The organism is Nostoc sp. PCC 9305 (assembly GCF_963920915.1).
In the GTDB taxonomy this organism is placed as follows: domain Bacteria; phylum Cyanobacteriota; class Cyanobacteriia; order Cyanobacteriales; family Nostocaceae; genus Nostoc.
Window position 1 is genome coordinate 14,985 of record NZ_CAWUDN010000010.1, and the last position, 24,650, is coordinate 39,634.

The 24,650-nt window shown below is 40.8% G+C and carries 19 protein-coding genes; 10 read left to right on the forward strand and 9 right to left on the reverse strand.

The window, feature by feature from the left end; all coding sequences use genetic code 11:
• The first annotated feature begins 13 nt into the window (after nucleotides 1-13).
• A complete protein-coding gene (locus ACM0OX_RS05805) occupies nucleotides 14-805 on the forward strand; it encodes an ion transporter (RefSeq protein WP_094347644.1) in 792 nt (263 codons plus the stop codon).
• A 120-nt stretch (nucleotides 806-925) separates the two neighbouring features.
• Here ACM0OX_RS05805 and ACM0OX_RS05810 read toward each other — a convergent pair whose 3' ends face one another.
• On the reverse strand, nucleotides 926-3,070 hold the full coding sequence (locus ACM0OX_RS05810; protein WP_414513821.1) for a tetratricopeptide repeat protein: 2,145 nt from the start codon (nucleotides 3,068-3,070) through the stop codon (nucleotides 926-928).
• 186 nt (nucleotides 3,071-3,256) lie between these two features.
• Here ACM0OX_RS05810 and ACM0OX_RS05815 point away from each other — a divergent pair, with 186 nt between their 5' ends.
• The 4 genes from ACM0OX_RS05815 (at nucleotide 3,257) to ACM0OX_RS05830 (ending at nucleotide 7,533) form a co-directional block, all read left to right on the forward strand.
• Entirely contained in the window at nucleotides 3,257-3,955 is a 699-nt protein-coding gene (locus ACM0OX_RS05815; protein WP_414513954.1) for a rhomboid family intramembrane serine protease, read from the forward strand.
• Nucleotides 3,956-4,271: 316 nt separating this feature from the next.
• Complete coding sequence (locus ACM0OX_RS05820; RefSeq protein ID WP_414513823.1) at nucleotides 4,272-6,896, forward strand: PAS domain S-box protein; 2,625 nt, start codon at nucleotides 4,272-4,274, stop codon at nucleotides 6,894-6,896.
• Nucleotides 6,897-6,994: 98 nt separating this feature from the next.
• Complete coding sequence (locus tag ACM0OX_RS05825) at nucleotides 6,995-7,222, forward strand: addiction module protein (protein WP_094347640.1); 228 nt, start codon at nucleotides 6,995-6,997, stop codon at nucleotides 7,220-7,222.
• Nucleotides 7,222-7,533, forward strand: coding sequence for a type II toxin-antitoxin system RelE/ParE family toxin (locus ACM0OX_RS05830; RefSeq protein WP_414513825.1), 312 nt, complete (start codon nucleotides 7,222-7,224; stop codon nucleotides 7,531-7,533). Before ACM0OX_RS05825 ends, ACM0OX_RS05830 begins: the two co-directional genes overlap by 1 nt.
• Before the next feature lie 24 nt (nucleotides 7,534-7,557).
• Here the strand turns inward: ACM0OX_RS05830 and ACM0OX_RS05835 are convergent, their stop codons facing one another.
• Nucleotides 7,558-7,686 (reverse strand): hypothetical protein, encoded by a 129-nt coding sequence (locus ACM0OX_RS05835; protein ID WP_414513827.1) that lies wholly within the window; start codon nucleotides 7,684-7,686, stop codon nucleotides 7,558-7,560.
• A gap of 436 nt (nucleotides 7,687-8,122) precedes the next feature.
• On the opposite strand from ACM0OX_RS05835, the gene ACM0OX_RS05840 reads away from it, so the two are divergent.
• A complete protein-coding gene (locus ACM0OX_RS05840) occupies nucleotides 8,123-9,457 on the forward strand; it encodes a GTPase family protein (protein ID WP_414513829.1) in 1,335 nt (444 codons plus the stop codon).
• A gap of 229 nt (nucleotides 9,458-9,686) precedes the next feature.
• Here the strand turns inward: ACM0OX_RS05840 and ACM0OX_RS05845 are convergent, their stop codons facing one another.
• Nucleotides 9,687-10,916 (reverse strand): DUF4336 domain-containing protein, encoded by a 1,230-nt coding sequence (locus ACM0OX_RS05845; protein WP_414513831.1) that lies wholly within the window; start codon nucleotides 10,914-10,916, stop codon nucleotides 9,687-9,689.
• Nucleotides 10,917-11,341: 425 nt separating this feature from the next.
• Here ACM0OX_RS05845 and ACM0OX_RS05850 point away from each other — a divergent pair, with 425 nt between their 5' ends.
• Nucleotides 11,342-11,731, forward strand: coding sequence for a hypothetical protein (locus ACM0OX_RS05850; protein ID WP_334700135.1), 390 nt, complete (start codon nucleotides 11,342-11,344; stop codon nucleotides 11,729-11,731).
• A gap of 69 nt (nucleotides 11,732-11,800) precedes the next feature.
• Here ACM0OX_RS05850 and ptsP read toward each other — a convergent pair whose 3' ends face one another.
• Nucleotides 11,801-14,317 carry a phosphoenolpyruvate--protein phosphotransferase gene (gene ptsP, locus ACM0OX_RS05855; protein WP_414513833.1) on the reverse strand — a complete coding sequence of 839 codons (2,517 nt, stop codon included), beginning with the start codon at nucleotides 14,315-14,317 and terminating at the stop codon, nucleotides 11,801-11,803.
• Between the two features lie 61 nt (nucleotides 14,318-14,378).
• Nucleotides 14,379-15,575: a hypothetical protein gene (locus ACM0OX_RS05860; RefSeq protein ID WP_414513835.1), complete on the reverse strand. Its 1,197-nt coding sequence runs from the start codon at nucleotides 15,573-15,575 to the stop codon at nucleotides 14,379-14,381.
• Between the two features lie 998 nt (nucleotides 15,576-16,573).
• On the opposite strand from ACM0OX_RS05860, the gene ACM0OX_RS05865 reads away from it, so the two are divergent.
• Nucleotides 16,574-17,017, forward strand: coding sequence for a hypothetical protein (locus ACM0OX_RS05865; RefSeq protein WP_414513836.1), 444 nt, complete (start codon nucleotides 16,574-16,576; stop codon nucleotides 17,015-17,017).
• Between the two features lie 156 nt (nucleotides 17,018-17,173).
• Here the strand turns inward: ACM0OX_RS05865 and ACM0OX_RS05870 are convergent, their stop codons facing one another.
• Both ACM0OX_RS05870 and ACM0OX_RS05875 read right to left on the reverse strand, forming a co-directional pair.
• Nucleotides 17,174-19,240 (reverse strand): calcium-binding protein, encoded by a 2,067-nt coding sequence (locus ACM0OX_RS05870; RefSeq protein ID WP_414513838.1) that lies wholly within the window; start codon nucleotides 19,238-19,240, stop codon nucleotides 17,174-17,176.
• A gap of 77 nt (nucleotides 19,241-19,317) precedes the next feature.
• Entirely contained in the window at nucleotides 19,318-19,566 is a 249-nt protein-coding gene (locus ACM0OX_RS05875; RefSeq protein ID WP_414513840.1) for a hypothetical protein, read from the reverse strand.
• A 636-nt stretch (nucleotides 19,567-20,202) separates the two neighbouring features.
• Here ACM0OX_RS05875 and ACM0OX_RS05880 point away from each other — a divergent pair.
• A complete protein-coding gene (locus ACM0OX_RS05880; protein ID WP_414513842.1) occupies nucleotides 20,203-21,120 on the forward strand; it encodes a transposase family protein in 918 nt (305 codons plus the stop codon).
• Nucleotides 21,121-21,468: 348 nt separating this feature from the next.
• On the forward strand, nucleotides 21,469-22,446 hold the full coding sequence (locus ACM0OX_RS05885) for a bestrophin family protein (protein WP_414513843.1): 978 nt from the start codon (nucleotides 21,469-21,471) through the stop codon (nucleotides 22,444-22,446).
• A 96-nt stretch (nucleotides 22,447-22,542) separates the two neighbouring features.
• On the opposite strand, the gene ACM0OX_RS05890 is transcribed toward ACM0OX_RS05885, so the two are convergent.
• Both ACM0OX_RS05890 and miaB read right to left on the reverse strand, forming a co-directional pair.
• Complete coding sequence (locus ACM0OX_RS05890; protein WP_414513845.1) at nucleotides 22,543-23,163, reverse strand: hypothetical protein; 621 nt, start codon at nucleotides 23,161-23,163, stop codon at nucleotides 22,543-22,545.
• A 29-nt stretch (nucleotides 23,164-23,192) separates the two neighbouring features.
• Entirely contained in the window at nucleotides 23,193-24,557 is a 1,365-nt protein-coding gene (gene miaB / locus ACM0OX_RS05895; protein WP_414513847.1) for a tRNA (N6-isopentenyl adenosine(37)-C2)-methylthiotransferase MiaB, read from the reverse strand.
• Between the last annotated feature and the right edge of the window lie 93 nt (nucleotides 24,558-24,650).

Sequence of the window (24,650 nt, forward strand, 5' to 3'; positions counted from 1 at the left end):
TTAATGGTCGAATATGTTACTGAGCAGACAAGAAACAGAATTTTACTTAGAAGACCTAGAAACACCAATAGGTAAAGCGATTAATTTAACACTTGCCTCTTTGGTGCTAATATCATCAGGAATTTTTGTGGCAGAAACATATAATATTCCTGATTATATGCGGTTTCAGTTAAATGTAGCTGATACTGCGATCGTCATCATTTTCGCTGTGGAATATTTACTCCGCTTGTGGAGTGCGGAAAACAAAATTAAGTATATTTTTAGCTTTTATTCGATTATTGACTTAATGGCGATTCTGCCATTTTTTCTAGGTATGGTAGATATTAGCTTTATCCGCCTATTACGATGGTTTCGGATTTTACGATTAATTAGATTTATAGATAGAAAGTTTTTATTCGCTAGTATCAGCAGTGAAGATGGGATGATTTTTGCGCGAATATTATTTACATTATTTGCAATTGTTTTTATTTATTCTGGCTTAATTTATCAAGTCGAGCATCCGGTTAATCCTGAAAATTACGGTACATTTTTGGATGCATTTTACTTCTCTGTTGTCACAATGACAACTGTAGGATTTGGTGATGTTATTCCAATTTCGGAATTAGGACGCTTGCTAACAGTATTAATGATTTTTACTGGAATTGCATTGATTCCTTGGCAAGTGGGGGATTTAATTAAACGAGTGGTGAAAACTGCTAATCAGGTAGAAATAGTTTGTTCGGGTTGTGGTTTAGCTTTCCATGATGTAAATGCTGGGTTTTGTCAGAGGTGCGGGACTAAGTTACCTAGTCGCAGGATTGATTAAATATCTGGTGAAATTAAATATGCATTATCTATCATCCTTGAAGAGATGTAGCACTGCTAAGTCTCTCCATTCTTTTTAACTCCTATAAGATATCTCCCTTGATGAAAACCCAGGTTCAGTTTAGGGTGTCGTCTGCGGTGGATTGGTGGAATTAGGAAATGGAAGAGTTGGTACAATTACAGGTACAGGTTTTGCTTTTTCGCCTTGCAGTTGAATTTGGGCTTGATTGCGGCCGTCTATTGCTTGTTGGTAATTAGGCTTGTATTTTATTGCTCGATCGTAAGAAGCGATCGCATCTTGATATCGTTTTAAATTTAATAGAGCATTGCCTCTACTATACCAGCTTTCGGAATGGTCTACTTTATAACGAACTGCCTTATTATAAGACGCGATCGCATCTTCGTATTTCTGCAATATATATTGTGAATTTCCCAAATTATACCAGAGTTGATAGTTGTTTGGCTTAAGTGTCGCCGCTTTATTATAAGCTTTTATTGCTTCTTCATAGCGTTGGTTTTGATGCAGCGACCATCCCAAATTATACCAGGCTTGATAGCTTCTGGGACTGTATTTAATTACTTGATTAAAAGATTCAATCGCTTCTGGATAACGTTGTAAATTCAGCAGTATATTACCTCTAGATAACCAAGCTTGGTAATAATCTGGCTGATATTGCACCGATTTATCATAAGCTGCAAATGCATCTTGATAGCGTTTTAAATTGACTAATGCATTCCCCAAATTATACCAGGCTTGCTCGTAGTCTGGTTTTAACTCAACGACTTTTTGATAGGCTGCGATCGCTTCTTCATATTGCCTAGAATTCTGCAAAGCTAATCCTTTTTTATACCAAGCTTCATAATTATCTGGTTTGAGTTCAATCGCCTTTTCATAAGACTTAATTGCCTGGTCATATTGGTTTAAATTGCTGAAAGCTTCACCCCTAGCATTCCAGACTTCTGAGTTGTCATTCTTTAATTCTAAGGCTTTATCAAAAGAGGCGATCGCTTCTTGATATCGCTGTAGGTTTCCTAATACAGTGCCACGTCCAATCCAAGCATCTAAATAATCTGGCTGAATTTGAATTGCTTTATCATACGCCACTAATGCGTCTTTGTATTTTCTTAATTTATTTAGTGTCTTGCCTTGACCATTCCAGGCTTTAGCATAATCTGGTCTAAGATTAACAGCTTTTTCGTATACTTCTAGCGCGTCTTGATAGCGTTGTAAATCAAAAAATGTATTTCCTTGTTTAGATAATTCTATAGCATTATTTGAATTAATGTAATTCCAAATAAATATTGAGGCTACTCCGCCAACAGCAAAGAAAAATATTGTTAGTAAAATTTTACCTAAAATACCTTTTTTTGGTTCAGGTTTTTTGATTTGGTTGATATTTTTTGGTGGAGAAGGAGGAGTTAATGCTATTGTCTGAACAGGTGGTTGTCTTAACTCTTTCAGCGCTTGTAATGCCACCGTTGCCGAAGGATAGCGTTGCCGAAAGTCGTAGCACACCATTCTATCTAAAAATTGAGCAAATTCTGGTGTTACTGTAGCTTTATCGTGCCAGATAATTTCATTAGTATCAGCATCTTTTACTATTTCCTCTGGTGATAATCCAGTGAGAGCTTGAATAGCAATTATTCCCACAGCATAGATATCACTGCTTAATTTTGGCGTACCATGAGCTTGTTCGCCAGGAATATATCCAGGCGTACCGATAGCTACTGTTGCTAAAGTTTGACCTTGGGGAGTAATAACTTGAGTAGCAATTTGTTTAACTGCACCAAAATCAATTAAAATTAATTTGCCATCTGGTTGGCGTCTAAGAATATTGTGGGGATTGACATCACGATGAATTACATTCTGTTGATGGACAAATTCTAAGATTGTCAAAAGTTCTTGTAAAAGTGAAATGACTTCTTCTTGACTGAGGATTTTACCTGATGTTAATTCTTTACTCAGGTCATGACCTTCGATCAATTCCTGTACAAGATAAAATTCGGCATTTTCCTCAAAGTAAGCTAAAAGTTGGGGAATGCGATCGTGAGTTCCTAATTTATACAGAACTTGTGCTTCCGTATCAAATAAACGTCTAGCTGTTTCCAAAGTTACCGGATCGCTTGCCTGGGGTTTGAGTTTCTTAACAACACATAGAGGTGAACCAGGTAATTGGGTATCACAAGCCACAAAAGTTTCACCAAAACCCCCACCTCCCAAGTTACTAATAATTTGGTATCTTCCTACAAGTGTGTTTCCTAGCATCTTGTTTGCCTAGTTAAGTGCGATGCGATCTGATTTCAATCTTGCCACACGTTAAGGAGGACTGACGGAGTGAGGGAGTGGGGAGCAGCACTTCCGGGGAGCAGAGGAGCAGAGGGGCAGAGGAGCAGAGGAGCAGATAAGAATATTTTGTGTGTCTTAATTACGAATTACGAATTACGAATTAATATGATTCCTATTAGTGATAACATTCGTTGTCGAAGTAAGCCAATTATTAATTACTGGTTGATTGCCATTAACCTGGCTGTATTTTTATGGGAACTTCAACTAGAGTTTAGCGGTCAATTAGGCTATTTTGTTAGTACTTGGGGTATGATTCCAGCGCAGATTAGTGGAGCAGTTACCAATGCTCTCTTTTTCAACTCTGCTGCTTGGATAGTTGTCATTTGGCGGGTATTTACTCTATTTTTTGCCATATTTCTGCACGGCAGTTTTAGTCAAATATTAGGAAATTTACTATTTTTGTGGGTTTTTGGGAAAACTGTAGAAAATCTTCTAGGACACAGACGCTATCTAGGATTTTATCTGGCTGCTGGTTTAATGACAGGGGTAATACAAATTCTGGCTGAACCGAGTTTGACAATTCCATTGATTGGGGGCAATGGTGCGATCGCAGCTATTTTAGGAGCATACGTTATAAAGTTTCCTAAAGCTAAAATTGACACTGTTTTGCCGCTAATAATCTTGTATATCCCTATCCAAATACCAGCCTTTTTCTATATATTTTGGTGGTTTGTACAACAATTATTTTATGGTATCGGCAGTTTAAATATTCCTCCTGTTGGCGTAAATCAATCGGGTGTTGTCTTCTTAGGGCAGGTTGTGGGATTATTAATTGGTGCAGCTCTCATCCGAATGAAGAGATAAACTTTTTTATTTAACTATCTAAGTATTTTTTAGGGTGGGCACTATTAACTGACTGATGTCACAAAGCTTTACTTTGATGTTTTTGGCAGTGCTTACCCTAAATTTATCGAAACTCATATATACCTTTTGGCTGAAATTACTCAACTGTTTTTGCTTAATAAAGTATATATTCAATAATCAAAATGATTAGTGCAATTATTTTTTAATTTTTATGTAACCTTTGATAGATTACATTTGATAGTTGAAAAATTCATATATCAAACTAGGGGATATCTACTCTTCAAGTCGATATTGTGAAATATTAGCGGTGTACAATATGCAAAATGTTGATAAAATTAACTTTCAAATCACTGATGAATTAGCAGTTTTGCGGCAGCGTGTAGCTGAGTTAGAGCAGTCAGAGATATTTTATCAACAAAAGCAAGCAGCGCTTGAGGAACAATTAACAAAATTAAAAAGAAAGCTGCCAGTAGAAGCAGAAAATCCTCAGATTGAAGTTGAGGAAGCATCTGTACATCTCAATCTGTCAACAGAGGTAGCAGTAATTTTAGAGCAACTCCAACAAGAAATTGCAGCGCGTCAGCAGCTAGAAGAACTTCTCAGGGAGAGTGAAGAACGGCTGAGGCTAACTCTAGATGTATCCCAGATGGGCTTGTGGGATTGGAATATTGTTACCAACCAAGTCATCTGGTCGGAAAATTATGAACTGCTTTTTGGTCTACTTCCAAGTAGTTTTGATAGTCCTTATGAGACGTTTCAAAAGTTTGTTCATCCTGAAGATAGCCAATCTGTAATGCAAGCGATCGCTCAGGCTTTGGCACAAAAGACTGACTACAATGATGAATTTCGGATAGTTCGCTCAGACCAAAGTACACATTGGATTTATGCCAACGGAAAATTTATCTATAACCCTCAAGGGCAAGCGGTGCGAATGATCGGTGTTTGTATGGAAACTACTGTGTGTAAGCAAGCAGTAGAAAGTACTCGCGAACTCACGACGCAAGTCCAAGAACAGGCAAATATTTTAAATGCCATCCTTACCGCTTCAGTCGATCATATTTATATTTTTAATCGCCAAGGTTGTTATCAGTATGTCAGCCGTGATGGAGCAAGTATACTAGGTTTAAATATCCAAGATATTATCGGCAAAACGTTGTCAGAAATGGATTTACCCGCAGACCTAATCACGCAGGTAGATAATCAACGACTTGCTGTAATGAAAACTGGTCAACCGATTAAAGATGAGTGTAAATATGTTAATCGTGATGGCCTACATTATTATGAATATATTCTCACACCATTGCGGAATGTTGACCAAACTATTGAAGGCGTAATTACTGTTTCTCGCGATATTACCGAACACAAACGGGCAGAAAAAATTTTACGTGAAAGTGAAGCGCGATTTCGGCGTTTGTTTGAATCTAACTTGATTGGGGTCGCTTTTTGGAATGTGCATGGTTTTGTGATTGATGCCAATGATGCCTTTCTTCAACTAGCTGGCTACACTCGTGATGAGTTTGCTACTTTAGGCAGAATTAATTGGAAAGAACTTACTCCTGTTGAGTATCAGGATTTAGACGATCGCGCCATTTTGGAGGTGCAAACCACTGGAGTTTCCAAAATTTTCGAGAAAGAGTACATCCACCGCGACGGCAAGCGAGTACCGATTGTTTTAGGGATAGCTTTGCTGAATGATTCTCAAGAACATGGTGTTGCTTTTGTACTCGACATCACCGAGCGCAAATTGGCTGAAAAAGAATGCGATCGCCTACTAGAGTGCGAAAAGACAGCACGACAACAAGCAGAAATCGCCAACAAAATTAAAGATGAATTTTTGGCGGTTCTCTCCCATGAACTGCGAACCCCACTCAACTCTATTCTGGGATGGTCGAAAATGCTGCGGACTCGCAAGTTTGATGAAAAAACTACTCACCACGCCTTAGAAACCATTGAACGCAATGCGAAGTTACAAACCCAGCTAATTGAAGATTTGTTGGATGTGTCGCGCATTCTCCAAGGAAAATTAAATTTGAATATCTGTCCAGTCAGCTTAGTAATGGTAGTTGAAGCAGCACTAGAAACAGTAAGACTAGCAGCACAAGCCAAGTCAATTCAAATTCAGACCTTATTTGATACCAATTTGGGACAAGTGATGGGCGACCCAAATCGGCTGCAACAAGTTGTGTGGAACTTGCTTTCTAATGCGGTAAAATTTACACCAACAGGCGGACGGGTAGAAATTCGACTCATGGAAGCTGGTAATCAGGCTCAAATTCAGGTCAGCGATACAGGTAAGGGAATTAGCCTAGACTTTTTGCCTTATGTGTTCGATTACTTTCGTCAATCTGATGGCACAACTACAAGGACGTTTGGTGGACTAGGTTTAGGACTAGCGATTGTGCGTAAGGTTGTAGAAATGCATGGGGGAAATGTTCAAGCCGAAAGTCTTGGAGAAGGATTGGGTGCAAGCTTCACCGTCGATTTACCGCTTTTGGTTAGAAGCGAACAGGTTCGGGGTGAAGAGAATCAGTCTTCATATTCTGAGCCGGAATCCTCGCTGCTTGCGGACACTCAAGTTTTGGTAGTGGACGATGAACCAGATATCCGCGATTTAGTTACCTTTATTTTGCAAGACTACGGCGTGCAAGTAACTGCCGTATCATCAGCACAGGAAGCACTACAAGCACTGTCTGAGTCAATACCAGATGTTTTAATTAGCGATATTGGAATGCCAAAAACAGACGGTTATATGCTGATGCGTGAAGTGCGATCGCGATCGCCCCAACAAGGAGGAAACGTACCAGCGATCGCTCTGACAGCCTATGCAGGGGAAATGAATCAGCAGCAAGCATTAGCCGCAGGATTTCAAATGCATATTTCCAAACCAGTAGATCCAGATGTATTGGTGAAAGCGATCGCTGATTTGATTGAACCAAGTTGATATAGGTAAGCGTCCGTCGGCTGTCCATCACTTTAGTGTTGTGCGATGTCTACTGCTTTCCTGCTAGACTCTGAATAGTCCTTATGCTTTCAGGAATTATGGCATCTGTTGAGCAGATAATGAAAGAAGCCTTAACTTTGCCCAGTGCAGCGAGAGCATTGTTGGCAGAAAAACTGGTTGAAAGTCTTGAATTTGATGTAGACGAAACCCTCCAAACACTGTGGACAGATGAAGCCAAGAAGCGTAGAGATGAAGTTCGTAGCGGTGCGGTTTCACCCATTCCTGGAGAGGAAGCGTTAGCTAGAGTAAGACAACTTTTGGAGTAATGAAATACGTCTTTCATCCAGCAGCATTGAGTGAATACGGTGAAGCAGTTAAGTTTTACGCAGAGCGCCGGGTTGAATTAGCACAAGCATTTATTAATGCGGTTGAGGATGCAATTTTCCGAATTATCCAGTCACCGAGGCGTTGGGCTGTTCTTGATGAAGACATTCGTCGATGTCTAACGCGCAAATTTCCCTATGGAATTTTATACACTATTGAGGAAGATCGCGTTTTAATTTTGGCGGTAATGCACTGTAGTCGTGAACCGGGATACTGGAAAGAGCGCCTCACAGAGAAACCATCAGATGGATAAAATAAACTCGAAATAAATAAATTTCTAAAAATGAATCAGCAGTAAGATTTCAGATGTATATTTCCAAACCAGTAGATCCAGATGTATTGGTAAAAGCGATCGCTGATTTGATTGAGCCAAGTTGATACTAAATCCTGAATCAAAAGCCCTCACCCTAAATCCCTCTCCCAAGCTTGGGAGAGGGACTTTGAAATTCGCTCCTCTCTCTCAATATTGGCTACGGAGTACACACAAGTCTTATAAAGTTGTCTAACAGTGTTTCGATCCCCCCTAACCCCCCTTAAAAAGGGGGGAAATTTCTTCAAGTCCCCCTTTTTAAGGGGGATTTAGGGGGATCAGATGATTTGTGTGTACACCGTAGCTCAATATTGGGAGAAGGGGTTGGGGAATGTAGCAAGATCCCGCAGGGTGGGCAAATTTTGCAACAAAACCCAGATTGTAGAGACGCGATTTATCGCGTCTTGAAAGGTTAATCGCATTGTCAGCCAAAACGCGATCGCTCATACTCAGGAACACTACTAAAGGTACTAGTTATCCCTTTGAGAATCGCTATAAGATGACAAAAAGGGTCTTCTATGTTTGGATGAAAATGACTGAGCAACGTGATGCTGACTTACCATCAATTGATTCTCAGCAATTGAGCGAACCAACCGACAAAACGATTACCAAATCGGCCGATAATTCCTGGAAAAATCAGATTGCTGGTGTGTGGAACAAAACAACAACACGTCTAACCCAACTCCTACCCGTAGAACAAGTGGCACAGACAGTTGTGGAATGGTTTAGTGTGAGCGATACTCAGGTTGCAGAGATTTTAGAGAAAATCCGAGCCGAACTGCCAACCACAGAAGCCCTCTTAATTGGTAAACCCCAAGCCGGAAAAAGTTCTATTGTGCGCGGATTGACGGGAGTTTCTGCTGAAATTATCGGTCAAGGATTTCGCCCACACACACAACACACCCAGCGCTATGCCTATCCTTCCAATGACCTGCCGTTACTGATTTTTACGGATACGGTGGGACTAGGTGATGTCAAACAAGATACTCAAACAATTATTCAAGAGTTAGTTGGCGATTTACAACAGGAAACTCGTTCCGCCAGAATCCTGCTTTTGACCGTCAAAATTAATGATTTTGCAACTGACACCCTACGACAAATTGCCCAACAACTGCGCCAGAAGTATCCAGACATTCCCTGTCTGCTGGTAGTCACCTGTTTGCACGAAGTTTATCCTGGCGATACCGTCGATCATCCCACTTATCCGCCAGATTATCAGGAAGTCAACCGCGCATTTGCCGCAATGCAACAAGCCTTTGCAGGAATAAGCGATCGCTCTGTACTCATTGACTTTACCTTAGAAGAAGATGGCTACACTCAAGTATTTTATGGCTTAGAAGCACTGCGAGATTCCTTAGCAGAACTACTCCCACAAGCAGAAGCCCAGGCAATTTATCAGCTATTAGATCGAGAAGAAGTTGGGAAGCAAATTGGCAATCTTTACCGAGATGCTGCACGCCGTTATATTTTGCCATTTGCGATTATGTCTGCAACTCTGGCTGCTGTACCTCTACCATTTGCCACAATGCCCGTACTCACTGCTTTGCAAGTATCAATGGTGGGTCTGTTGGGTAAATTATATGGACAGACAGTTACTCCATCTCAGGCGGGAGGCGTTGTGAGTGCGATCGCAGGTGGTTTTTTAGCACAGGCAATTGCCCGTGAGTTAATTAAATTTATACCAGGTATTGGGAGTGCGATCGCCGCTTCTTGGGCAGCCGCCTATACTTGGGCACTAGGGGAAGCAGCCTGTGTTTACTTTGGCGATTTAATGGGAGGTAAGAAACCCGATCGAGAGAAAATTCAGTTGGTGATGCAAGAAGCATTTAAGGCAGCGCAAGAACGGTTTAAGGGAATCAAACATTAGGGGTAGTTGTTGCTGCGATCGCATCAGTAGCAATGATACTTCTAGGACTTACGCACAGGTAACGGAAAATCGAACCACAGAGACACAGAGTACACGGAGGAATAAGAGTTTGAGAGGTATTTTGCGTAAGTCGTGACTTCCACTGGCAGCGACAATTTCAACACTAGTTATAGCAGCAATCAGGACATCATTTTTTAGTCGCGGGTCAAATAAACTGCAAACCGCTCTCCTACACCTTTTCCTTGGCTGCTGGCACAATGCCAAACTTATTTAAACCTGCATCGATTTCTCTAAGTGTTTTGAAATCCTCCTCTGGTAAAGGATAGCTGCTACTGCTGAACAAACTCCCACTGATAGCAGGCTGCTTTTCCAAAAAAGAGAAAGCTTGGCGAAACTGATGCGGTTTAGCTTTAATTGGCGAATCAAAGTGGCAGGGAATTATCCACTCAAAGTTCCAACTTGCAACTTTATCAGCCCAGTCAATGGTTTCCTTGGGTGCGCGGTTAAGAATCAGTGTTTGTAAAATTGGTGCGACAAACAAACGCCCATCACCTCGCAGGGCATCAAACGATCGCTGCCAATCTGACTGCCATTTAAAGGGATACAATCCAAAATAAGCTTTCCTTGAGCGTTCTGGGGCTTTGAACGCATCTTGCAACACCTGACTCCATTGGCGTATATCTAATGCCTGTGGTTGAAAATACAAAGCAAACAGACAGATGCGCTGCCAACCCTTACGGCGATTTACCTGACTATCTGCAACAATATCAGAAGCATAATCCTTGGCATGGAATAATAAAGGATATGGATCTAAGAGTACGATCGCAGGTGGATCTTCTGGAATCGAAAGTACAGAATCCGTGACTAAAAGAGTATGCGATCGCTTGTGGAAAAAAGCAACTTCCGCAAACCTACCAGGGCCAAGCCCGATGGGGCCCAGCATTGCATAATCAAACTCGTCAGCAAAAGGAGTTTTGCTGCTATCTTCTGGAAGTACTTGAGTTCGTTTTGGGGGTAAGCCAAGCCAGCTAAGGGGAAGATTGAGTGGGAAACTCCACTGATGGGGAGCTACAAACACCTGTGCAGTTGGAAAGTATCTGGCGAAGGGGCCAACGAAGACTTTGTGTTCTATACCAGAGATAGTTGGCAAAATGATGTACTTAATATCGCCATATTTCGCCACCAACTCATTCACAAGTCTGATGCACTCTGGGGTTGGTGCAACAGGCGCATAGACGAGAAGCCCCCCGGTTTCCAACTTCACAACAGTCATGCGAATCGGCACAACAACGTAGAAAATGCCCTGAATCTGGTCAAAATTCCAGATTGTCTCCTTAAGCACTTCTTGACGAATTGTCTGCCGCCTACCGTAGGGGTAGAGTGGCACAACAGGCCATAATCCCCAGGAAAAATCCTTTGGATAAATCTGTTGTGTATTGACTATGCGTTCATCAGCCACTCTGCAACCCCCTCCAAATTCCCAATACTCAAATTGTTTTTAGCAAATTGTTGAGATAATAATACCAATTTGTAATTCGCAATACTTGCCAAAGGTAAGAAGTAAGCTACGTAATTAGTAATTCGTAATTAAAAGGGGTTAGATTTCATCTGGATTTTGAGCTTTGAATCTGTAGGTTTTTTTTGCAAATGGTATAACCTAGCTTTTAACAAAACTAATCAGGACTTATGCAATAACTCCCTCCTCCTCATTCCTCTGTGTTCTCTGTGTCTCTGTGGTTCGTTTCATTTGAGTAATTTATTTCTTGGAAGTCCCTTAAAGTCAAATAGTATTACCAAAGGGAGATGCCACGGCACTGAGATGATTTTTATGCGTCTTCATAAACAATTGGTATAAGTCCTAAAAACAACTAATCGGAGAACATCGTGAAAATAGCGATTATTGCTAAAACATTAATTACATCTATAGGTTTGTTAACTTTGTTTGCCCCAAGTCAAGCATCGGCTCAACTGATACCGCAACCTTGGGTTTCAGTCGGTGGAAAAGATGGCGATGTAACTTATGCTGTCGGAGCTAGGGCTTTGAATTTCGGGGTTGAAGTGGGAACTGGCGCTGATGGTGCTACGGGAGTAGATGTTTTAAAATTTATCAATTTGCCTGTAATTTCACCTTATGTAGGAATTGGACTTTATTCTGAAGATAAAGGCGTTGCAGTTTCAGGTGGCGTTCAGGTAGGTGCTACTAATAACGTTTTTGTTGGTGCTGGTTACAATACTATTCGTGGCTTTAACGGGCAATTGGGAATAAGATTTTAAATAATTCGTAATTCGTAATTCGTAATTCGTAATGACGTTCTCACAGCGTCATTATCAATTACGAGTTAATTATGCAGGGGGAGTAATTGAAGTTGAGATTAGTTCTCTAACACGCTCTGCGGAATCTTGTTGTAATGCTGATGCCGCGATCGCTTCACTTTCAACTATACTTAAGCGAGCGATCGCCTGTTTCACTCCAGGTATACTTTGGGGATTGACGCTCAACTCATCCAGCCCTAAACCTAATAAAATTGGTGTTGCTAAAGTATCTGCTGCCAATTCTCCACATAATCCTACCGAAATCCCCGCTGTATGGGCAGCTTGGATAGTTTGCTGCACCATTCGCAATATGGCTGGGTGTAGCGCATCAACCAAATTTGCCACGCGGGGATTAGTGCGATCGCTAGCCATGACGTACTGACTCAGATCGTTAGTCCCTATACTAAAGAAGTCTACTTCAGCGGCTAACCGATCGGCGATCGCTACTGCTGACGGAACCTCTACCATAATTCCTACTTTCATCGCTGCATCAAATGCGATACCAGCTTGATTTAGTTCAGCTTGCACTTCGCCCAAAATTACCTTCGCTGCACGTACTTCAGTTACAGTCGCAATCATCGGCAACATGATTTTAATTTGGTGTCCGACACTAGCTCTCAAAATTGCCCGTAACTGAGTTTTGAAGAGTTCTGGACGATCTAAACAGAAACGAATTCCCCGCCAACCTAAAAAAGGGTTAGCTTCTGGAAACCCTACTTTAATATAGGGAAGCGGCTTATCACCACCGACATCGAGGGTACGAATAATTAGCGGACGATTATCTAAAACTTGGGCGATCGCCTGATAAACTAATAACTGTTCTTCTTCAGTCGGGGCGCTGGTTCTGTCTAAATACAGAAACTCAGTGCGGAGTAGTCCCACACCTTCTGCACCGCTAGCCACAGCAACTTGCACATCATTTATACTACCAATATTAGCGAAGACGCTAACTTGCCGACCATCACGAGTAATTGCTGGCTGATGTGCCGTAGCTCGTGCTTCCTGTTGGGCAGTTTGCCAAGCTTCTTGCTTTGCTGCGAGTAAATCCAAGATGTCTGATTCTGGTTCTACCCAAGCTCTGCCACTTTCACCATCAAGTGCCATCAGTGTACCATCTGCCAAGTGCAACACCTGGGCATCCACTCCCAAAACTGCTGGAATACCCAACGTCCGGGCGATAATGGCACTGTGGGAAGTTGCACTACCAGAAGTTGTACAAATACCCAACACCTTTGTCGGATCTAGTCCAGCCGTATCTGAGGGGGTTAAATCAGTCGCCACCAAAATCGCTGGTGACTCAAGATGCAAGTTAGCCGCAGCATTCCCAGCGAGTAATCGCAGCACTCTTCGCCCGACATCTACAACATCGTCAACTCGCTCTTGCAGATAAGAATCCTCAAGTGCGCGGTAGGAAGTCGCTACTTCATCGACTACAGCTTGCCAAGCGGCTTCAGCATTTATATGGTTGTCTAAAATACGTTGATGAGCCGCTGACAACAGTACTGGATCTTCTAAAAATAGTAATTGGGCATCAAAGATGGCGGCTTCAGCATCACCAATTTGCAGAGATGCTTGTGAGAAAACTGCTTGAATTTCTTGTCGGGCAGTGTTAATCGCTGCTTGTAATCGTTGCCACTCTGCATCAGGATCGTCTACGTGGTATTCCGTAATTTTGATGTGAGTGGGTTGATAATGAACAACAGGTGCGATCGCTACTCCTGGAGAAGCTGCAATCCCCGAAAGTTCGCCGTAAGTTGTTGGTGTAACTTCATGGTGAAATGCTGGTGGAGAATTCAAGGCAACGTTATCTTCACCAAAGTTATTGGTGAATAATGCCTGTAATGCAGCCAGCGCCTCATCTGCATCAGAACCAGTGGCAGTAATCAGCAGTTCGTGTCCTTGACGCACCCCTAAAGTTGTGACTTGGTTAATACTGTCACCCCTGACTAGCTCAGTATTTCTCGTTAAATTCCGTACCAGAATTTGAGATTGAAACCGGGCTGCCGTTGCCACAAACTGGGCGGCGGGGCGGGCGTGTAATCCTAAGCGATTGCTCACAATCAGCCGAATTTCTCGCGTTGGCGATTCTATATTAGTTGTTATTGGGGTGACAAGTGACAACGGCCTACTAACTACACCCAATTGAGTTGCTTTGGCAAGGAGTGCGCCGCGTGCTTCCGCCATAACTTGGTGAATATCTCTACCAGCCGCCGCCGCCACTACAGCAGCGATCGCGCCTTCTACTAGAGGTGCTTCACATAAATACACTTTCTCCTGCTGTGCTTCTGGCAGAAACTCGATTGCCATTTCTGCACTCAGCAAAGCACTACCCAAATCCATCAACACCAAGACACCATCATCAGAAAAAACAGAAGCGATCGCCTCATAAACCTGAATCGGATCTGTACCCAATGGATTTTCAGGATCTTCAATACCTGCTGCAACAGCAATGGGAACTTGGCCTTGAACCATCTGCGCGGCGAGTTCCCGCACACCCAAAGCTAGTTGTTTACTGTGAGAAACGATAACAATTGCGATCGCGGCCACACCGTCAACCTTGTTGAGAGGTTTGCGTTTAGCTAGTTATCCATTTCATTTTCCCATTCTGCTATAATTGCAACTGCCCGAAAATATTCCGGTCTTTCCAGCTAGAAATACGAATAAAATAGCCTTCTTTTACGGAAATACGTGGTTTCCACTCATAAACTCCATCGCTAGCAGTACGGGAAGAAATGTTTTGGATAAGTTTGTTCCCATCGTACAACTTAATCGAGACATCGCCATCAAAATTATCTCGCCACAATATTAAATAAGGTTGATCTTTCTTTGGAAGTACTTTACCAACTGGTTGAGCGATCGAGATTTTTGGCGCAATCTGATTTTTGCTTTTTTTACGGAATCCTAGATAATGAGGTAAATCTCGGAAAGTAGGATTTTCTTGCAGATTAGACAGTTGGGGAACAATAATGTTTCCCTTCTGAGAATTGAACAAATAAGTCGATCTGCCGCCGTCAACGGTAATAATATCGCCTTTGACTCCTAATTTACGTAATAAATCGGCTCCCTCATCCAGAGTTGCTTGGTTCACCGTCATAATCAACAATAACTCGTCACCTTTAACACCATCCTTATTTAGAGTACCGATGACTTGATATTTATTCGCTTGGTTTTGGGCTAATACTTTCGCCGGGTGATCGCTATATCGGTAAGTAACAATCGCATTCTTCACGGCTTTTTGGTTCAGAGGCGCACCGCTAGCTTGGTTGTAATCGGTAATATATGCCTGCTTATTATCCCAGACTAAAGTCTTGAGGCGAATATTATTATAATATTTATCTTTTGGTTTCTTAATTGGGCCATAAGGGCTAGTGCCACCAGTGATGACTACACCATTAAGTTTAATTGGAAAGGATAATTGAGTACTAGATTGGTATTGTTCAAAAAAAGAACAATTAATCAGCGAAAAAACGTTGTTTGCGTAAAGTTTTTGATATTCGTCTGCAACATCAGAAAACAACTTATTTTGGAAGAAAGGGCTGTAATATTTACCTTCTCCGTGATAATATTTTCCTTCATTTAGACCCATATTATCTACCTCTCCGATAATTTGGTCTATGTGCATTTTGCCCAGATCGATAACTTGTAAATATGCTTCATTACCATTCGTTAATTGTTTTTTATATAAAGCTGCCCCGTCTACAGCTTGGAGAGGCTGATAAGAAGATAAAGGGTTGAAAGTTTGGGCAATCCAAAAGCTACTCAGAATTGGCAGCAAAAAAAGCAGTAAATTGATTAGAGCATTCATCGTCTCGCGATCGCAATTCTACAAAAAGTTATTGTTACTACTTTAAGGCTAATGAGTTGCTATACCTGCGGTTTTTGCTAGCCTACCCATGATGGTATTCACTATATGCCATTAAAATTAAAAACGCAGACATAATCAAATTTAGCCAATAATATCATGTTCGTATAATTTAGTTATGATTTCCACAGTCATTGCACCCCACCCCTTAATCCCCTCCCCGCAAGCGGGGAGGGGAGACAAAGCATAGCTTTGGCGGGGTGGGGTTCTTTGGGTTTATAAGTAATTAAGCGAACATGACATAACACCTGCAAACCATCCAGACTCATATCGAAAGTTGAGAAACAAAACCCAACATCTACTCTTTGTTAAGAGTAATTGCATTGAGCAATCGAATGCAAGGTGCTTACAAAAGCACCTCGCAACCCGTGTCGTTTAACGATTAGAGAATCTAATTACGATTAAACAAGCACAAAATTCTTTTCAGTTAGTGACAGTCCAGCAGATAGTTGTGCAAATTTTACCTGAGTAAACGCAGATGAACTGCCGTCCTGGTCAAAAGACAATGCACCTGTATCAAAATCGTATTTGAGTAAAAATTACTCTTTTAAGTACCAAAAAATTCAGCTTCAATGCCTAAAATTCATCCTTCATATTTACAGGACTTACGCAACTGGCACAATGCGATTGCCAGTTGATAGTACATGAGTATTAATTAATAGGACTTACGCACGGGTAACGGAAAACGAACCACAGAGGGCGCAGAGTTCACGGAGGAATGAGAGTTTGAGAGGGTTTTTGCGTAAGTCCTAAATTAAATCTGATTTTGAAAGCCTTGTCTTCGTAATAGAAGTCTATCTCGTGGAAGCAAAGCATGAAATATTCATGAGAAAATAGGCAGAGGTTGTATTAGATAAATTTTGCTAACGGTAATGAGATTTACTAAGCTTAGTTACTGCCAATATTTATTAAGTAGTCAAATTAATTATACAATTACCAATTTGGCAGAGCATTTAGAGAGTATTAGCCATGATGCAATTAACTATTATTTGAAAACCGAAAAGTTAACACCTCGTTTATTATGGGATAACGTAAAAGAGGTAGTTGAGTCTGATGACAATGGTTACATAATATTTGATGATAGCGTTTTAGATAAAAGGTATTCTGAAGAAATAGAAATAGTCAGAAAACAATATAGTGGTAATGAGCATGGTGTCCTTAAAGAGAGCGATCGCCTGCCAATATATAACCGTGCAAGAATCGCTATAGGTTATAAAAATTTTCAACGCAGACATGAATCTATTGAGCCAAGAAAACTTGCAAACTATCCGCACCCATGCCAAAAGTTAAGGAATAAAACCCAACACATACTCTCTGTTAGCACTAATTGCATTGAACAATCGAATGGGAGATGCTGTTTTAAGTACCTCCCATTCCATGCCTAGAGCGATCGTAGAGCGCTAATGAAGATTAAACGGCGTTGCATATTTGCGGGATGATTTTGCTAGTTTTGTGGGATGGGCATCTTGCCCGTCCCTTGTATTTCGGGACTCTCGTGTCGCCCACCCTACAAGAATCATTCCTTGATTCAGCAACGCCGATTAAACAATCACAAAGTTCTTTTCAGTTAGTGTCACACCACCCAAAAATTGTGCAAATTTTACCTGAGTATATGCACCACCACTACCATCTCGGTCAAAATACAGTACACCTGTAATATTGTCATAGATAAATCGTTGATCGCTTGTGGTTGCAGATGTTCCAAGGGTAAACTGACTTGGCTTAAGTGAACCTATTGATAAGCCTACATCAGAACTAGAATAACTCGGCAATTGAATGAGTTCATCAGTCGCGTTGAAGTCATAAATAGTATCAAAAACATTGTCAATATATTTGAAAGCAAAGGTATCATTACCATTACCTCCATAAAGGCTATCATTGCCAGAGTCCCCATAGAGCGTATCGTTGCCATTGCTCCCCACAATTAAGTCATCGTAATTTGTACCTGAGATATTTAATCGTTCGATATTCTTATAGCTAACGCCATACGTGTCCCCCGAAATCGATCCCGTAATCGATCCAGTGTTAGTGGTGGCATCAAAAGTCGAAGCGATCCCGTCTATAGGATAATATCCGTAACCGTAATTGACGAACAACACATCATCACCCTTACCCCCATCTATCGTATCATTGCCACTATATCCAGTTGAGAGCGTATCGTTGCCATCATTCCCCACAATAAAGTCATCGTAATCTGTACCTGAGATATTTAGTCGTTCGATATTCTTGTAGCTAACTCGACTCGTGCCCTCCGTAATTTCTCCCTTGTTTGTAGTGGCATTAAAAGTCGTTGTGATTCCCTTGCTACCATATCTGTAATCGACGGACAACACATCGTCACCTGTCCCTCCATCTATCGTATCTTTACCATTAGTACCTGTGGAGAGCGTATCGTTCCCATTGTTCCCCACAATGTTATCGTCATGATATGTACCAAAGATACTTAATCGTTCGATATTCTTGTAGCTAACTCGACTCGTGCCCGCTGTAATTTCTCCCTTGTTTGTAGTGGTATTGAATGTTGAAGCGATCCCCTTTTCAGCATTCTTGTAATTAACGAACAAGAAATCGTCATCCTTACCCCCATCTACCGTTTGAGTCACAAAGTCAGAGGCAGCAGGAGGATAGGGGGATGGGGTGCTTACATAGTTTGGTGGGCTTTGGCTACTGCTTACATAGAAGGAATCATTGCCATCGCCTCCAGAGAGTAGGTTATTGCCTAAGGTGAGAGAGTCACTACTTGTATCAGTAACTGCGTTAAAAAAGCCAGAGATATCTAGAGAATCATTGCCATCGCCCCCAGAAAGCAGGTTATCGCCTGATGAACCACTAGCACTCAAAGTATCATCACCAGCGCCACCGTTGAGGGTGTTATTGCCCTCTGAGCGAGAATCGGAGAAGTAGTTGTAGTAGATACTCGCTGATGATTTAAAACCAGAGATATCTAGAGAATCATTGCCATCGCCACCAGAGAAGAGGTTATCGCCTTTTGAACCCCTAGCATTCAAAGTATCATTACCTGCACCACCATTAAGGGTATTATTACCCTGTGAACGAAGGTCGTCGTCTTGTTGGCTGTAGCTGTAGTAGTACTGGTAACCAGAGGCGCTAAGAGAATCATTGCCATCACCGCCAGAGAGCAGATTATTGCCTAGTGAAAAGTCAGCATCCAAGGTATCTTCACCAGTATCACCGTTGAGGGTATTATTGCCCACACCACCACGCAACAATAAGCCGTTGATTTCGTCATCACCCCCCTGACCATTGATGACATCATCTGAGTTATCAAAGCCGCTAACATTGTTGTCGAGGTCGTTAAGAAAGGTGACTGTATTCTTATTGAAGATAGTGCTTTGGGTGGAGTCGGCATTGAAGACATCAAAGCTGTCGGTGATGCTAGTTTGCCCATCAAATAGGATATTGCCCAAGTCTACAGTGGCTCCTGTAGATAAGCTTAGGTTATCCAGGTTTTCCAGGGCAAAGTTTTGCAGAATGAGTTTGCGACCACCAAACACGCTAGAAAAGGTGATTTCTAGATTGTTGGCATTTTGGGTCAACAGCAGATTTTTGGCAGTTAAGCCTGCACCTTGGAATATTAGGGTGTCCACTTCGGCAATGACTGCTGATGTAGGATTTGTTCCTTTAGCTACTCCAGCAAAATCAATGATAGTACTAGGGCTGTAGTCTAAGTTGTAAACAAATTTATCCTTGCCACCGCCACCTGTGAGGTAGTCATTGCTATTACCAATGCCATGATGATATCATTGTCGTCACCAAAGTTGTAAACAAATTTATCCTGGCCGTCTCCACCAGTCAGGGTGTCGTCGTACTTGTTGCCTATGATGGTATCGTTGCCTGCAAGACCCTTAATCGTGTCCGGATCATTACTACCCACTAGCGTATCATTACCATTGGTTCCAATGATATCTGTCATAACTTTTACCTACCTGAATCGATTTTTTCAGTACTTTTAAGTTCTTTTAAGTTCTCAACCCTGAGTTAATGCTGTTTTAAAGGACAAAAACTCACTGAAATTTGACGTTTTCGACATACTTTATATGTCACCTTTGAAAAACAGTAACCTTTCTCGAAGATTCACCTTATTCCAAGGCTTTTAAGTCGCACTTAGCTAACTATCTCAAACTATCTAAGTCTTAAGAACTGTACAAATTCATCAGTGTGTGCGTTTAGAAAAATCCAGCATTTCAGGTTTTTTTAATCATCTTTGCTCTGTATAAATTACTGAACAAATATCAAAAAATCTGACAAGTGAGTGCCTAAAAATCATCCTTCATATTTGGTTTTTTGCCAGCGCTTAAGTCCTACTAGCTTAAAAATATAGAACATTTGAATTAGCCTCAAAATAACTACATAGTCAAGATCCTACTTAGATGTCTATGATTTAGATAGGCATCTTTACATACTCTTCACATTATTTGTCGATAAATGTACATACGATTACCTAGCTTTGTATATTCTTCATATTCTTCTGTGTCTAGGTAATAGACATCTCCAAAATAGTAACATTCTGTGGTAAAAGAACATCAAATAGCTTTTTTGACACAGAAACATGAGCGACATACTGAATCATATTGAACAAAATCCTAAAAAAACAAAGCGGTTAATTGGTCTGGAGTATGAACAGTTACAGCAATTAATTCAAAATGCGGAGCGATTACATCATGAGAAACAAGAGTTATTAGAATCCAAAAAAGTTAGAATTATTGCTGGTGGTGGAGGTCGTAAACCAAAACTATCGCTGAAAGAACAAATAATTTTAACGTTGGTTTATCTCAGGCATCTGACTACATTTGAGCTTCTTGGTATCCAGTTTGGGGTGAGTGAGTCCACCGCAAATGATACATTTAACTATTGGTTGCCAATACTTAGAGAATTGCTACCATCCAGTTTAATTGAACAAGTAAAAAAAAACGAATCTGACTTAATGGTAGTTAAAGAAATACTTACAGATTATGAATTAATTGTAGATAGCTATGAACAAGTGAGGGAAAGACCTGGGGATAATAAAGAACAAGAGAAATATTACTCTGGCAAGGCATGTAAACATACATTTAAAAGTCAGATAATTATCTTGCCAGATGCCAAGGATATTGTTGATGTTATAGCTGGCAAACCTGGGCCAAAAAGTGATATAACTTTGTTTCGAGAAAACCGCGATAACTTTGACCCCAAACAAAAATTTAAGGGAGATTTAGGATATCTTGGAGAAGATTTAATTGACACACCGATTAAAACACCAAGAAATGGAAAGTTAACAATTGACCAGAAAAAAGAAAATAAGGAGTTTTCATGCAAGCGAGTATTTGTTGAGCATCGAATTCGTTCTGTAAAAATATTTCGAGTTGTTCAAGAAAGATTTCGCTTAAATCCTAAAAAGTATGAACAAGTAATTTTGACAATTTGTGGAGTAGTAAGATTACGAATTGGGGCACTTGTATTACCAGTAGAAAAATACGCGATCGCATGAGTTTAAAATGAATGCACATAACCACGTTTTTTGTCTGATTATTAACAACAAACATCTCAAACCTCTATTCTATCGTCGAAACTAGCTGGATTCAGAAACTGGCGATCACACGTTATAAGCTAGTCACAGAGATACTTAGGCAGTTTTCGGAGATGTCTATTGAATTTCCCTACCTAAAGATGGTTCACAGAAATAAATTTCAATGTTACAAATATAATTTGTGTTTATTATAGTTTCACTACGGTGACTATTTGGAAACCTCCGTTTTGCATATATCTTGCTTAAGCAAGATATATTTAGCTAAAACAGTTAGTTTGCTAATTGATGTAATCCTGAAATCTTACCAATATGAAACAATCTAACTATTTTCAAAATAATTCTAAAAACTCTTTAAGAGAGAAGTATCATCTTTACAAAGGCGAAAAGCTGAACTGGCTTCAAGTAACTCTTAGGCTTGAAAGGTCAATTATCTCTATCATTCTTCCTTGGGTAATTTTTTGTACTATATATGGTACTTTCATATCATTTTTAGCTCATTTAGGATTACCAATAGCCTTTTCAGATTCCAGCAATATTCTTACCAATGCTGTTTTAAGCTTTAATATTGGCTTTACATTACTATTAGTCTTTCGGACTAATACAGCCCATGATAGATTTTGGGAAGGTCGTCAATTATGGGGAGCTTTAGTTAATACATCGCGTAATTTAACTCGTGGAATTGCAATAATAGTTAAAGAGAAGACACCAGAAGATAAATTAGAAAAGGAAGCAATGCTTCGGTTAGTAACTGCTTTTGCAGTTGCAATGAAGTTACATCTAAGATCGGTGCCTTTAGACACTCAGTTGGCATCATTGATGTCTGAAAAACAATATTTACACCTCCAAGATAGCGATCATCCTCCACTACAAATTGCTTATTGGATAGGAGATTACTTGCAGTATCAGCACGACCGAAATTGTCTAAATGTCTATCAATTAACTACTCTGCATAATTGTGTAGATGATTTAGTCGATATTTTAGGTGGTTGCGAACGCATTTTAAAAACGCCGCTGCCTTTGATATATACTATTAAACTCAGACAACTGTTATTAATTTTTTGTATTATATTACCTTTGGAAATTGTGAGCTTTTTAAATTGGTGGACTGGTATAGTAATGGCTTTTGTAAGTTTTACATTATTAAGTATTGAACAAATTGGCTCAGAAATCGAAGAACCTTTTGGGTTTGATCCTAATGATTTACCTTTAAATACTATTTGCAATACAATCTCCAACAATGTTGAAGAATTAATCAAGGTTACTTCTAACAATGTTCGTTCTTATTAAATCTATAAATAATTTTGATCAGTCAACTTTTGATGAGAACGGAGAGGTTTTTTCTGTATTAAACATAGAAAATACTTGACTTAAAAATGCGATCGCTTAATAAATGCTTCGCCAAGCTTTCACCGTCCCTTTACCAATTTCGCTATCAACAGTTTGACCTCCTTCCAAGACTAGTCTGATATCTAAATTCTCATCTGGAGCATTTTTCAAAGCAGTGGCTAATTCTTGACTGACAGCAAATGTGCCATTTGAACCATCTAATTTAAAAACTTTTTCTCTGACCTTGAGTAAAAGCTTATCTACTTTTTTGGTCGTGACAAATCTAAGATAGTCAGGTCTGGGATACACACGACCTGCGGTGTAGAAAGAAGACCTTGCTTGACCCGAATTTACAGTTACGAGTACTCGAATACTCGAAGGTGTCCACAAACTAATAACTTGCGTTGAACCCTCACGGAATAAATAGCCACCTAATGAATTGCGGTCGAAAACTCCAACAAACTCCCCTTCAAAAGGGTCAACAATTTTTACGGCTTTCGACCAAGGTACATCCATTTCGGGGGACAGTCCAGCCGATTTGACCATTGGCAAATCCCTTGATGCTTGAGCAAGAATAGCTATTTCTTGAACCGTGAAAGCAGCACAAATTTGAGGGGAAATTACAGCCAAGCTAGCCCCAAAAAGAAGAACTGGAATCGTTTGCGGTAATTTCATCATAAGTCAGGGGTATAATCCTCAAATGCTTCTTACTGCAAAACAGTTTGCCTCACTTCAACTGGTTCACCCGTCAAACTAAAAGGACGAACTTCGGTAATTTTTACCTTCACCAACTGCCCTTTGAGTTCTTTGATGTTACCGCTAAAAAAGGTCAAACGATTACCGCCAGTGCGTCCCATCACCTGGGTTTGATCTTTAGGATTTTGGTCTTCTACTAAAACTTCTTCAATGCGTCCAAAGTAACGTTGCGATCGCTCTGCTACTTTCAAGTTTCCCAGATGATTGAGCCGTTGCAGGCGATCGCTTTTAATTTCTTCACTCAGTTGATTGTCCCACAAAGCGGCTGGTGTCCCTGGACGCGGCGAATATGCTGCTGTATTCAACATATCAAAGCCAATATCTTCCACCAGTTTCAGGGTATTTTCAAACTGTGCTTCTGTCTCCCCAGGAAAACCGACAATCACATCGGCACTAATGGAGGCATCTGGCATATACCGCCGAATGGTATCGATAATTCGGCGATATTTCTCATGGGTATAACCACGCGCCATCGCCTTTAAAAGTTCATTATCCCCAGATTGAAAGGGAATGTGGAAGTGTTCGCACACTTTGGGTAACTCAGCACAAGCTTGAATTAATCTCTCGGTAAAATAACGAGGGTGGCTAGTAGCAAATCTTAATCTTTCAATCCCCGGCACATCATGCACGTAATAAAGCAAATCTGTAAAATTGTGCAGATGCCTACCTTCTGGTGTCACTCCAGGTAAATCTCTGCCGTAAGCATCAATATTTTGACCGAGTAGAGTAATTTCTTTGTAACCTTGCCGTCCTAATTCTTCCATTTCAGCCCGGATAGCTGACGGCGTGCGAGATTGTTCGACACCGCGCACATTGGGAACCACGCAATAGGTACAGCGTTCATTACAGCCGTAAATCACATTCACCCAAGCGGTCACTGTACTATCTCGTCGCGGCTGGGTGATATCTTCAATAATGTGAACTGCTTCGGTTGCGACAACTTGGTTGCCTTCAAATACTGACTCCAGCAAATCTTTCAGACGGTTGGCGTGTTGTGGCCCCATTACCAAATCTAATTCTGGGACTCGCCGCAACAGCGCTTCTCCTTCTTGCTGGGCAACACAACCAGCAACGATAAGGGTTAAATCAGGCTGCTTATGTTTACGCTTTGCTTGTCTGCCAAGGTAGGAATATACCTTTTGTTCAGCATTATCCCGAATGGTGCAGGTATTGTAGAGAATCACATCTGCATGATTCGGATCTTCACACCACTCAAAGCCCATGTCTTCCAAAACGCCAGCCATGCGCTCTGAGTCAGCTTTATTCATCTGACAACCGAAAGTAGTAATGTGATATTGGCGTTTAGAAGTGGTCATGGGCAATTCTGCTGAATCAGCGTAATGTATGTCAGGTTTATTTCTATTCTATAACGCTCTTATACTGCTTCAGGAGTGCTGAGTACCTTGGCT

What these genes read in the sequence shown, in the direction of transcription:
- ACM0OX_RS05885 (WP_414513843.1), top strand. Translation starts at nt 21,469, where the DNA reads ATGAAACAATCTAACTATTTTCAAAATAATTCTAAAAACTCTTTAAGA.
- ACM0OX_RS05880 (WP_414513842.1), top strand. Translation starts at nt 20,203, where the DNA reads ATGAGCGACATACTGAATCATATTGAACAAAATCCTAAAAAAACAAAG.
- ACM0OX_RS05860 (WP_414513835.1), bottom strand. Translation starts at nt 15,575, where the DNA reads ATGAATGCTCTAATCAATTTACTGCTTTTTTTGCTGCCAATTCTGAGT.
- ACM0OX_RS05840 (WP_414513829.1), top strand. Translation starts at nt 8,123, where the DNA reads ATGACTGAGCAACGTGATGCTGACTTACCATCAATTGATTCTCAGCAA.
- ACM0OX_RS05875 (WP_414513840.1), bottom strand. Translation starts at nt 19,566, where the DNA reads ATGACAGATATCATTGGAACCAATGGTAATGATACGCTAGTGGGTAGT.
- ACM0OX_RS05890 (WP_414513845.1), bottom strand. Translation starts at nt 23,163, where the DNA reads ATGATGAAATTACCGCAAACGATTCCAGTTCTTCTTTTTGGGGCTAGC.
- ACM0OX_RS05810 (WP_414513821.1), bottom strand. Translation starts at nt 3,070, where the DNA reads ATGCTAGGAAACACACTTGTAGGAAGATACCAAATTATTAGTAACTTG.
- ACM0OX_RS05830 (WP_414513825.1), top strand. Translation starts at nt 7,222, where the DNA reads ATGAAATACGTCTTTCATCCAGCAGCATTGAGTGAATACGGTGAAGCA.
- miaB (WP_414513847.1), bottom strand. Translation starts at nt 24,557, where the DNA reads ATGACCACTTCTAAACGCCAATATCACATTACTACTTTCGGTTGTCAG.
- ACM0OX_RS05805 (WP_094347644.1), top strand. Translation starts at nt 14, where the DNA reads ATGTTACTGAGCAGACAAGAAACAGAATTTTACTTAGAAGACCTAGAA.
- ACM0OX_RS05820 (WP_414513823.1), top strand. Translation starts at nt 4,272, where the DNA reads ATGCAAAATGTTGATAAAATTAACTTTCAAATCACTGATGAATTAGCA.
- ACM0OX_RS05825 (WP_094347640.1), top strand. Translation starts at nt 6,995, where the DNA reads ATGGCATCTGTTGAGCAGATAATGAAAGAAGCCTTAACTTTGCCCAGT.
- ACM0OX_RS05815 (WP_414513954.1), top strand. Translation starts at nt 3,257, where the DNA reads ATGATTCCTATTAGTGATAACATTCGTTGTCGAAGTAAGCCAATTATT.